The sequence below is a fragment of the Marinobacter sp. UBA2498 genome, assembly GCF_002341575.1.
In the GTDB taxonomy this organism is placed as follows: Bacteria; Pseudomonadota; Gammaproteobacteria; order Pseudomonadales; family Oleiphilaceae; genus Marinobacter; species Marinobacter manganoxydans.
This window is the reverse complement of the sequence record NZ_DDOI01000136.1, coordinates 32,694-42,826: the sequence shown is the minus strand read 5'-3', so window position 1 is coordinate 42,826 and position 10,133 is coordinate 32,694. Positions and strand designations below refer to the sequence as shown.

Annotated in this window: 10 protein-coding genes; 5 read left to right on the top strand and 5 right to left on the bottom strand. The window is 57.1% G+C overall.

The annotated features are described in order from the left end of the window. The coding region (locus B2W52_RS18790; RefSeq protein ID WP_414673518.1) for a bile acid:sodium symporter family protein at positions 1 to 492 on the bottom strand (492 nt) is incomplete at its 3' end. Between the two features lie 216 nt (positions 493 to 708). Here B2W52_RS18790 and B2W52_RS18785 point away from each other — a divergent pair. Further along, a complete protein-coding gene (locus tag B2W52_RS18785; protein ID WP_286803887.1) occupies positions 709 to 2,178 on the top strand; it encodes a WS/DGAT/MGAT family O-acyltransferase in 1,470 nt (489 codons plus the stop codon). A 12-nt stretch (positions 2,179 to 2,190) separates the two neighbouring features. On the opposite strand, the gene B2W52_RS18780 is transcribed toward B2W52_RS18785, so the two are convergent. After that, a complete protein-coding gene (locus tag B2W52_RS18780; RefSeq protein ID WP_014578194.1) occupies positions 2,191 to 2,817 on the bottom strand; it encodes a TetR family transcriptional regulator in 627 nt (208 codons plus the stop codon). A gap of 196 nt (positions 2,818 to 3,013) precedes the next feature. Here B2W52_RS18780 and B2W52_RS18775 point away from each other — a divergent pair, with 196 nt between their 5' ends. Both B2W52_RS18775 and B2W52_RS18770 read left to right on the top strand, forming a co-directional pair. Then, entirely contained in the window at positions 3,014 to 4,117 is a 1,104-nt protein-coding gene (locus B2W52_RS18775; protein WP_092032029.1) for a ferredoxin reductase, read from the top strand. A gap of 54 nt (positions 4,118 to 4,171) precedes the next feature. Next, the gene (locus tag B2W52_RS18770) at positions 4,172 to 5,245 is read left to right on the top strand and encodes a fatty acid desaturase family protein (RefSeq protein ID WP_008175363.1); all 1,074 of its coding nucleotides are present in this window, start codon (positions 4,172 to 4,174) and stop codon (positions 5,243 to 5,245) included. Positions 5,246 to 5,287: 42 nt separating this feature from the next. Here B2W52_RS18770 and B2W52_RS18765 read toward each other — a convergent pair whose 3' ends face one another. The 3 genes from B2W52_RS18765 to B2W52_RS18755 are packed head-to-tail and all read right to left on the bottom strand — an operon-like array spanning position 5,288 to position 6,394. After that, complete coding sequence (locus B2W52_RS18765; RefSeq protein WP_008175365.1) at positions 5,288 to 5,725, bottom strand: RrF2 family transcriptional regulator; 438 nt, start codon at positions 5,723 to 5,725, stop codon at positions 5,288 to 5,290. Between the two features lie 28 nt (positions 5,726 to 5,753). Beyond that, a complete protein-coding gene (locus B2W52_RS18760) occupies positions 5,754 to 6,146 on the bottom strand; it encodes a YbaN family protein (RefSeq protein WP_008175367.1) in 393 nt (130 codons plus the stop codon). Positions 6,147 to 6,169: 23 nt separating this feature from the next. Continuing rightward, complete coding sequence (locus tag B2W52_RS18755; RefSeq protein WP_008175371.1) at positions 6,170 to 6,394, bottom strand: hypothetical protein; 225 nt, start codon at positions 6,392 to 6,394, stop codon at positions 6,170 to 6,172. A 262-nt stretch (positions 6,395 to 6,656) separates the two neighbouring features. Here B2W52_RS18755 and B2W52_RS18750 point away from each other — a divergent pair, with 262 nt between their 5' ends. Both B2W52_RS18750 and moaA read left to right on the top strand, forming a co-directional pair. Next, positions 6,657 to 8,948 (top strand): nitric-oxide reductase large subunit, encoded by a 2,292-nt coding sequence (locus tag B2W52_RS18750; RefSeq protein WP_104270711.1) that lies wholly within the window; start codon positions 6,657 to 6,659, stop codon positions 8,946 to 8,948. A gap of 144 nt (positions 8,949 to 9,092) precedes the next feature. Beyond that, a complete protein-coding gene (gene moaA / locus B2W52_RS18745; RefSeq protein ID WP_092032036.1) occupies positions 9,093 to 10,085 on the top strand; it encodes a GTP 3',8-cyclase MoaA in 993 nt (330 codons plus the stop codon). The last annotated feature ends 48 nt before the right edge of the window (positions 10,086 to 10,133 follow it).

Here is a 10,133-nt window from a genome sequence, read left to right as displayed (position 1 = left end):
AACCTCCGGCTTGCGGGTACGAACCACCATCCCGATGGCGACCGGGAAGAGCACGATGCCAATCAGCATGCCCACGGTTTTCCAGACCGGCAGCACAATGTCTTCCTCGGTTCCCATGTAGTACTGAAGGGCAATATTGGTAAACAGCGGCAGGGTAAGAATGGTGATCAGGCTGGCGCTGACGGTCAGTACTATGGAGAGGGCAATGTTCCCCCGCGAGAGCAGCACAAACAGATTCGAGGTGGTGCCTCCAGGGCAGGCAGCGATGATCACCAGTCCGACCGCTATGGCCGGCGGAACCGCCAGCAACGTGGCCAGCATGAAGGCGATGAGGGGCATGACGAGAATCTGGGCAATGGTGCCGACGATCATCCCTTTCGGATACACCGCCACCTGGCGGAAGTCTCGTATCGTCAGGGTCATGCCGATACCGATCATTATGATGAACAGAGCAATCGGCAGACCTGCCGAGATAAGCGGGCTGGATTCCACAACGCCTCCGGATGTTTTTGTTTTTACTGCAACCAACCGATGAAAAGTAGCACACACTCGCCTCTTTCGGGAGACTAAAACGGCAAACGTTTGAGGCGATAAAGCACTGCAAAACCGGGGAACTTTATGACCTGAAACATCGTGTCACGAAGCAGTTGCAAGTATACTTGCAGCAGATAACTAAAATACGTGGATACTGGTGGAGACGCACAAGGAATGAAACGCCTGGGAACGCTGGATGCCTCTTGGCTGGCCGTAGAATCTGAAGACACCCCCATGCATGTGGGCAACCTGCAGATCTTTTCGCTACCGGAGGGCGCCCCTGAAACCTTCCTCCGGGACATGGTGACCCGCATGAAGGAAACCGGCGATGTCGCGCCCCCCTGGGGTTTAAAGCTTGCCTGGTCCGGGCTGTTGGGTCGGGTACTGGCGCCGGGCTGGAAAGTCGACAAGAAAATCGATCTGGATTACCACGTGCGTCACTCGGCACTCCCGCGCCCCGGCGGTGAACGGGAACTGGGCATACTGGTATCGCGCCTGCACTCCAACCCCCTGGATTTTGCCCGCCCACTCTGGGAATGCCACGTTATCGAGGGCCTCGAGAACAACCGTTTTGCGCTCTACACCAAGATGCATCATTCCATGATTGATGGCATCAGTGGTGTACGCCTGATGCAACGGGTACTGACAACCGATCCCGACAAACGGGACATGCCGCCACCCTGGTCGGTTCGGCCGGAGCGCCGTCGCGGCAGCAAATCCGATTCCGAGGCCAGCGTGCCCGGCGCGGTCTCACAGGCCATGGAGGCACTGAAACTGCAAGCGGATATGGCGCCACGTCTGTTGCAAGCGGGCAACAGGCTGGTGCATTCGGTCCGTCACCCCGAGGATGGTCTCACGGCACCGTTTACCGGACCCGTGTCCAAGATCAATCACCGGGTTACCGGCCAGCGCCGGTTTGCCACCCAGCATTATCAGCTCGACAGGATCAAGGAGCTTGCCCACGTTTCCGGCGCTTCCCTCAACGATATCGTTCTGTACCTGTGCGGAACTGCCCTCAGGCGTTTTCTGCTGGAACAGAATGAACTGCCGGACGCTCCCCTCACAGCCGGCATACCGGTTAACATCCGGCCGTCCGATGACGAAGGGACAGGCACCCAGATCAGTTTCATGATCTCTTCGCTTGCGACCGACGAAGCCGATCCACTGACCCGCCTGCAAAACATCAAGGCGTCAACGCGAAGGGCCAAAGAGCATTTGCAGAAGCTGCCCAAAAGCGCGCTCACCCAGTACACCATGCTCCTGATGTCGCCTTATATACTGCAGCTGATGTCCGGCCTTGGCGGTCGCATGCGGCCGGTATTTAACGTCACGATCTCCAATGTGCCGGGGCCCCAGAGAACGCTCTACTACGAGGGCGCGAAACTGGAAGCCATGTACCCTGTCTCGCTGATTACTCACGGTGGCGCTTTGAACATCACCTGCCTGAGCTATGACGGCTCACTGAACTTCGGCTATACGGGCTGCAGGGATACTCTGCCAAGCATGCAGAGACTTGCGGTTTACACGGGTGAAGCACTGGACGAACTGGAAAGCCTGATTCTTCCGCCAAAGGCCAAACCGAAAGCTGCGGCCAAGCCCAGTGCGCCGCGCAAACAGTCGACGAAAAAGAGTAAAGCGGACTGATACAACGGACAATCAGCCCGCGCTTTGCCAGTGAGCGGCGCCCACGAAAATCAGTTGCAGGAAGCGGGTGGTCCGCTTTCTGATCTGCTCGATCTGGTAGTCGTCGTCGGCGGATACGCCGAGCAGATCAGTCAGGCTGAAGGCGACACTGCGAACCACCAGGTCACAGGTCATGTCCAGATCCTGATCGGTCAGATGGTCTACCAGCCTCAACCTGCGCAGATCATTCGCAAGCTCACTGGCAAAGAAACGCATCTCGCTCCGGATACCTTCCTGCACTGCCCTGCTCTCACCGGCCAGCCCCTGGGCCATGAACAGAAAGAAACTCCGGTTGGCCTGCGCGTGGCTGATAAAGATGGCCACCGATTCTTCAATCAGTTTGTCCGCCTGCAACACATTCGCGCGGGCTTCTCGCATCATCCTGCGCAACACCAGTCCCAGCTCATCCACCAACTGAAGCCCCAGATCGTCCATATTGCGGAAATGCCGGTAAAACGAGGTTGGTACCACGCCCGCCTGACGGGTCACTTCCCGGATACCCAAGCTGGCGAAATGCCGCCCCTTGCCGACCAGGGTCAATGCCGCGGTCATCAGTTTCTCGCGGGTTTCACCGGGCTTTCTGCGTTGTTTTTCCGCCATCTTTTGTCCGTACCGCCTGCCGTCAACGAATGGTTCACAAGTGTACACATCCGAAAAAATAAAAGTACAGAATGCTTGTCATTTCGAGCCATTACCAGCTGATCCGTTGTCACTTTAATTCTCCGTGTGTACAGTCGTACACATTAGTGAACACTTGTACACATGAATAACCGAAAGCCTCAGGGAGGCAACGATCATGTTAGCGAAACAGCCCCAGCAAAAAGCCCTTCACTGGCTCGGAAGGCAGCTATTCAACCGGGATGACCCGGAAGCGTTTTTTGACCCACTGCTGGAACGCATCAACCCCATGTGGGTACAAGAGTACACACCGGCCAGAGTGGAGCAGATCCTTTCTGAAACCGGGGACACCAAGACACTGGTTCTGAAACCGGCCAGGCGCTGGTCGGGCTTCCGCGCGGGCCAGCATGTGAACATCTGTGTTGAAGTGGATGGAGTACGCCGAAACCGTACGTTCAGCCTCTCGAGCTCACCCCTGCTCTGGCAGGAACAGGGACTGGTCACGCTGACCATCAAACGCCTTCCCGGCGGCCTGGTGACCAACTGGCTTCACGATCACCTGCAAACTGGGGCGGTAATCGGTCTGGGCGAAGCCTTTGGTGATTTTCTGATACCAGAACCGGCCCAACCGGTGCTGTTTATTGCCGGTGGCAGCGGCATCACGCCAGTGTTGAGCCAGCTTGAGACCATGGCGGCCCAGGATTACCGGGCACCGGTGACTCTGCTGTATTTCGTCAGAACCCGTGATGACGTTATTGCCCGGGAGAAACTGTTGGCCCTGAAGGCACGCTATAGCGCCCTCACGCTTAATATCATCGCCACCAACGAGTCCAGGGAACCCCGCTACCTGCGTGGCCAGGATCTGGACACAGTGCCAGGCATCAAGGCTCGGCAGGTCTATCTCTGCGGCCCCAAAGGCCTGATGGATCTGGCCCAGGGCCTCCTCTCCGAGAGAGGCTTTGCTGACGCGGATATCCACAGCACGTTCTTTTCAATGCCAAGTGCCAACCTTGGAAACGAAACACTCGGTGGTGAGGTTCAGTTTGAGAGCAGCCAGATGATGGTCGATTCCGAGGGCGATGCCACCCTGCTGGAAATCGCCGAGGCCGCCGGACTGACACCGCGCCACGGATGCCGCATGGGCATCTGCCACCAGTGCAGTTGCCGGAAAACCACGGGTACCGTCATCAACCGTCTGACCGGCCAAACTTCCGGCCCCGGCGAGGAGACTGTCCAACTTTGTATCTCCGTTCCCCGCGGCCCGGTCTCACTCGACCTTTAAGAACCCACATCCGATTTTATTGCGGGGCCTGAGCGCACCGCAGGGAGTATGACCATGAAAAAGATGACCGAAGCGCAACTCGCAGAACTTGAAACCGATCTGAACGCGATCCGGGAGGAGGTTCTGGCGGACCTCGGAGAACGGGACGCACGTTACATCCGGAGAATGATCCGGCTGCACCGGAGTCTTGAGGCCGGTGGCCGGATCATGATGCCATTCGGCTTCCTTCCGCCGGTGTTCGTTGCTGCCACGGCAACCCTCGGCATTGCCAAGATCCTGGAAAATATGGAGATCGGTCACAATGTCATGCACGGCCAGTATGACTGGATGAACGACCCGAGCCTGAATTCCCAGACCTACGAGTGGGATACGGTCTGCACAGGTGACTCCTGGCGCCGTACCCATAACTATGAACATCACACCTACACCAACATCATCGGCAAGGACCGTGACTACGGCTACGCCGTCTTACGACTGACCGATGACGAGCCCTGGAAACCCTGGCACACGCTGCAGTTCATCAATTACATTCTGCTGAGCGTGTTCTTCCAATGGGGCGTGGGCCTGCACGAACTTGAAACCGAGAAGCTGCGAAGCCGGGAAATAAGCTGGCGGGAAAAACTGCCGTTCCTGAAGCAATTCGCCCGCAAGGGTGGCCGCCAGGCCTTCAAGGACTACGTTTTCTTCCCGCTGCTTACCTTTCCGGTGGCTCCGATTGTTCTGGCGGGGAATGTGGGCGCCAACCTGATCCGTAATCTCTGGTCATCCACGGTGATTTTTTGTGGCCACTTTACCCAGGATGCGGAAACCTTCACAGAGGAGGAATGCGAGGGCGAGAGCAAGGGCCACTGGTATTTGCGCCAGCTCACGGGGTCCTCAAACTTCACCGGGGGCCGCTGGCTTCATATTCTGAGCGGCCATCTTAGCTACCAGGTGGAACACCACGTGTTCCCGGACCTGCCCGCCCACCGGTATCCGGAGATTTCCGGGAAGGTACAGGCGGTGTGTCGAAAGCACGGCATTCACTACAACACCGGCAGTTTTGCCAAGCAGTACGGCACGGTAGTCAAACGCATACTCCGACATTCACTGCCGGAGAAGTTGATGGGAATGGCCAGAGCGGCCTGACAGGGCTGGAGCGGCCAGGCGCCAAGGGCGCGCCTGGCCGCGTCAGGCTATCTGAAGTAATCTCAAGAGCTGGGGCCTGTGCTGATCCTGGATAACATCGGCCAGGGTGTACTTGTCCAGCACTTCCAGGAAGGCCTTCAACGCCTCACCGAACATCGATTTCAGGCCACACACGGGGGTTATCTTGCAGGCGTTCTTGGAGGAAAAGCACTCCACGATGCTCAGGTCCTGTTCGGTTTCCCGTACCAGGATACCAACGTTAATATCCGAGGGCGCCCGATGCAGACGCATTCCACCCTTTTTGCCCCGGATGGTTTCAATGTAGCCCTTCTTGTTCAGCTGGTGCACCACCTTCATGAGGTGGTTTTTGGAAATGTCATAGCTGTCAGCGATTTCCTGAATGGTCGCCAGACGATCACCCTGAACTGCCAGATATATCAGTACTCGAAGTGAATAATCCGTGTAGCGGGTGATGTGCATTCAATACTCCAGTCGTGTGTGCAATCGTTCAATAAGAAGGTCGGGTTACCAGATAACAGGCGGTGCCGCACAAAAATACGCCAGAAATGCCCAACACCATCGCTGACGCTCCCAACGCAAACAGCATCCCCCAACTCAGGGCCATCATGCTGCACGCCAGCACCTTCGCCCGTGCCGGCACTGCCCTGCGTGTACGCCACTGATCAATGGCAGGACCAAACCTGGGATGGTCTTCAAGCCACTGAGCAAAAGCCGGAGACCCCTTGCTGGCAAAAAATGCGGCCAGCAGAACGAAGGGTGTTGTGGGCAACAACGGCAGAACCACTCCTGCAGCAGCCAGCGTAATCGAGATATACGCAAGAATACGAAATCCGGTTTTCCCAAAACGATCGCCCATCACGGGGTTCTCACCAAGGTTCATAACTGCATCTATTCTACCGGGATTCAATGGACAGGTCTGCCCAAACGGCTGAGAAAAACCAGACGCGCCACATAGGCCACCTTGATACCGACCGCAAAAACCAGGGTTCCGATATGGGCAGCAATTTGCACAGACAGTGCAAGCGCGCCCGCCAACGGGTATGCAAGCAGAATTGTAACCATCAAACCCAACACTGACAGTCCCAGGGTGCTGTTTGCTGTGAAAAGCCACTTTTCGTATTCACTCATGAATCCACCTATAACATTTACTATAAATACATCTTAATGCTAAGCCGGCACCAGAAAAAAATCAAACCGTAGAAAGTCACCCACCTAAAAACCTTCCCTTACCCATCTACGACTTCCGATATACCCACAAAATAAATTTGACACCTTAAATGCATCAAATCAAAATTCCTGCATAAAGATTTATCTTAAATAAATGTTTAATGAGGAGACAGTGTTATGAAACAGAAAGACGCCTACCCGACCCGACTGGGAGGAGCGCACCATGGCTAAGTACCGCCGCCTCTGGTTTTTGCTGATCGGAATCCTGGCAGTAACCTTCACGCTCCTGGGGTATTTCGGTGCCGAGGTGTACCGCGAAGCACCGCCCATCCCGGATCGCGTTGTGTCCGCCGACGGCGACACCCTGATGACCGAGGAAAGCATTCTTGATGGACAAACTGCCTGGCAGTCCGTCGGAGGCATGCAGCTTGGCTCGATCTGGGGCCACGGTGCCTACCAGGCACCGGACTGGACCGCCGACTGGCTGCACCGTGAACTGGAAACCTGGCTGGAAATCGCAGCCCTGGAAGAGTACGGGCAGGAATGGCACAGCCTCAGCGGGCAGCAGCAGAACGCCCTGCAGTACGACCTGAAGACCGAGTACCGCACCAATACCTACGACGCCGCTACCAGCACTCTGCAGCTTTCCGAGCGCAGGAGCGAAGCTATTGCCAGAACAGCCGACTACTACAGCCGACTGTTCAGCGACGCTCCGGAACTGCAGTCAACCCGCGAAAACTACGCCATGAAGGAAAACACCCTGCCCAGCGCCGAGCGTCGCGAGCGGATGACCGAGTTTTTCTTCTGGACTGCCTGGGCCGCTGCTACCGAACGCCCGGACAGCGAGGTTACCTACACCAACAACTGGCCCCACGAACCGCTTATCGATAACAGGCCTAGCGGCGAGAACGTGGTCTGGTCGTTAATCAGTGTGGTTCTCCTGATTGCCGGTGTCGGTGGTCTGATCTGGGCCTGGGCCTTCCTTCGCAAGGAGGATGAGGAACCGCAGGCGCCACTGAAGGATCCACTGAGTGCAGTCGGGCTTACGCCTTCCCAGAAAGCATTGGGCAAGTATCTTCTGCTGGTGGTTGGCCTGTTCACTTTCCAGGTCATGCTTGGCGGCTTCACTGCCCACTATACGGTTGAAGGTCAGGGTTTCTACGGCATCGAGACCTCCGAGTGGTTCCCCTACTCCCTGATGCGTACCTGGCACATTCAGTCCGCCATGTTCTGGATTGCCACCGGCTTCCTCGCCGCTGGTCTGTTCCTCGCCCCCATCATCAATGGCGGCAAGGATCCGAAATTCCAGAAACTGGGTGTTGATGTGCTGTTCTGGGCCCTGGTTGCTGTGGTTGCCGGTTCGTTTATTGGCAACTTCCTCGCCATCAACCAGATCATGCCGGCCAATCTCAGCTTCATGCTGGGCCACCAGGGTTACGAGTATGTAGACCTTGGCCGCCTCTGGCAGATCGGCAAGTTCCTCGGCATCGTGTTCTGGTTGGTGCTGATGCTGCGCGGTATTGTTCCCGCCCTGCGCCAGCCTGGTGACAAGAACCTGCTGGCCCTGCTGACCGCTTCGGTGGTTGCCATTGGCCTGTTCTATGGTGCCGGCTTCTTCTACGGCGAGCGTACTCATATCTCGATCATGGAGTACTGGCGCTGGTGGATTGTCCACCTGTGGGTCGAAGGCTTCTTTGAAGTGTTCGCAACCACTGCCCTAGCCTTTATCTTCTGCAGCATGGGCCTGGTGTCCCGCACCGTGGCAACATCTGCCAGCCTGGCATCCGCCAGCCTGTTCATGCTCGGGGGCGTGCCCGGCACCTTCCACCACCTGTACTTCTCCGGCACGACCACGCCGGTAATGGCAGTGGGCGCCACCTTCAGTGCACTGGAAGTGGTACCACTTGTGGTCCTGGGATACGAGGCCTGGGAAAACTGGCGCCTGAAGTCCCGCGCACCGTGGATGGAAAATATTCGCTGGCCGCTGACCTTCTTTGTGGCGGTTGCCTTCTGGAACATGCTGGGTGCCGGCGTGCTCGGGTTCATGATCAACCCGCCAATCGCGCTGTATTACATCCAGGGCCTGAACACCACGCCCACCCACGCCCACGCGGCCCTGTTCGGTGTCTATGGGTTCCTGGCCCTGGGCTTCGCACTGATGATCCTGCGTTACATCCGTCCGCGCATCATCTTTGACGAGCGGCTGATGAAGGTAGGTTTCTGGTGGCTGAATATTGGCCTGGTCCTGATGCTGTTCACCAGCCTGTTGCCGGTCGGCTTTATCCAGTTCATTGCCAGCGCCAGCGAGGGCCTGTGGTACGCACGCAGTGAAGCCTTCATGCAGAGCGATATCCTGCAAACCCTGCGCTGGGTCAGAACCGTTGGCGACGTGGTCTTCATCGTTGGCGCACTCGCCGTAACCTGGCAAGTCGTGAAGGGCGTTTTCTTCCCGGATCTGGAGCCGGTTGCCCTCGAAACCGATGAAAGCGGCGCAACCAGCGAGCTCAGCGCCTGAAAAAAAGAGCCCGGGCCAGGGACGGCCCACTCTGAATTACCTGACAGCAGGCTTACCTCCCGAGGGGTATCGGAATTGGTGATCCGATCTGCAATACTTGGTCTATACTCAGGTTAAAAAACAATCGGCAACAGGACCAACCCGATGCCCCAGAACAAGCTGACAGACCGTTTTGGTCGCACCGTCAACTACGTGCGTCTGTCCGTCACTGACCGGTGCGATTTCCGCTGCGTGTACTGTATGGCCGAGGACATGACTTTCCTGCCCCGCCAGCAGGTTCTCACCCTGGAAGAAATCGCCCGCGTTGCCCGCAACTTCGTTGACCTGGGTACCGAAAAAATTCGTCTGACCGGCGGCGAGCCGCTGGTACGCAAGGATATCCTGGAGCTGGTAAAGGAGATTGGCACTTACGGTCTGCGCGACTTTGCCATGACCACCAATGGAAGCCAGCTCACCACCATGGCCGAGCCTCTGCGCAAGGCGGGGATGCATCGCCTGAACATCAGCCTGGATTCCCTGGACGCCGACAAATTCCGCAACATCACCCGCACCGGCAAACTGTCACATGTGCTGGACGGTATTGATGCTGCCCGGGAAGCTGGCTTCCGGGGCATCAAGATCAATACAGTGGTGATGAAGGGCCGCAACGACGAGGAGATCCCGGAGCTGATCGAGTTCGCCCGCAAGAAAAAGGTGGATATCAGCTTTATCGAAGAGATGCCGTTGGGTGAGATTTCCGAACACGATCGGGGCCTGGCGCTTTGCACCAGCGAAGAAGTTCGGGACATCATCCGCAAGCATCACGAGCTGGTGCCCGCTACCGAGGATTCCGGCGGTCCCGCCCGTTATTACCGCATGGAAGACAGCGAGACCCGGGTCGGTTTCATTTCTCCCCATTCCCACAACTTCTGTTCTACCTGTAATCGGGTGCGGGTGACCGTCGAAGGTCGGCTGCTGCTGTGCCTGGGTAACGAGCACTCGGTGGATCTGCGCAGGGTGCTACGGGGCAATCCGGTGACTGATGACAAGTTGCGGGAAACCATTATCAATGCCATGGATCTGAAGCCGGAGCGGCATCACTTCTCCAGCAACGGGGATGTGCAGATCCTCCGGTTCATGAACATGACCGGCGGCTAAGCGGCCGGCACAGCAACCAGCACAACAAAAGGGTCAGATGAAAGCTTT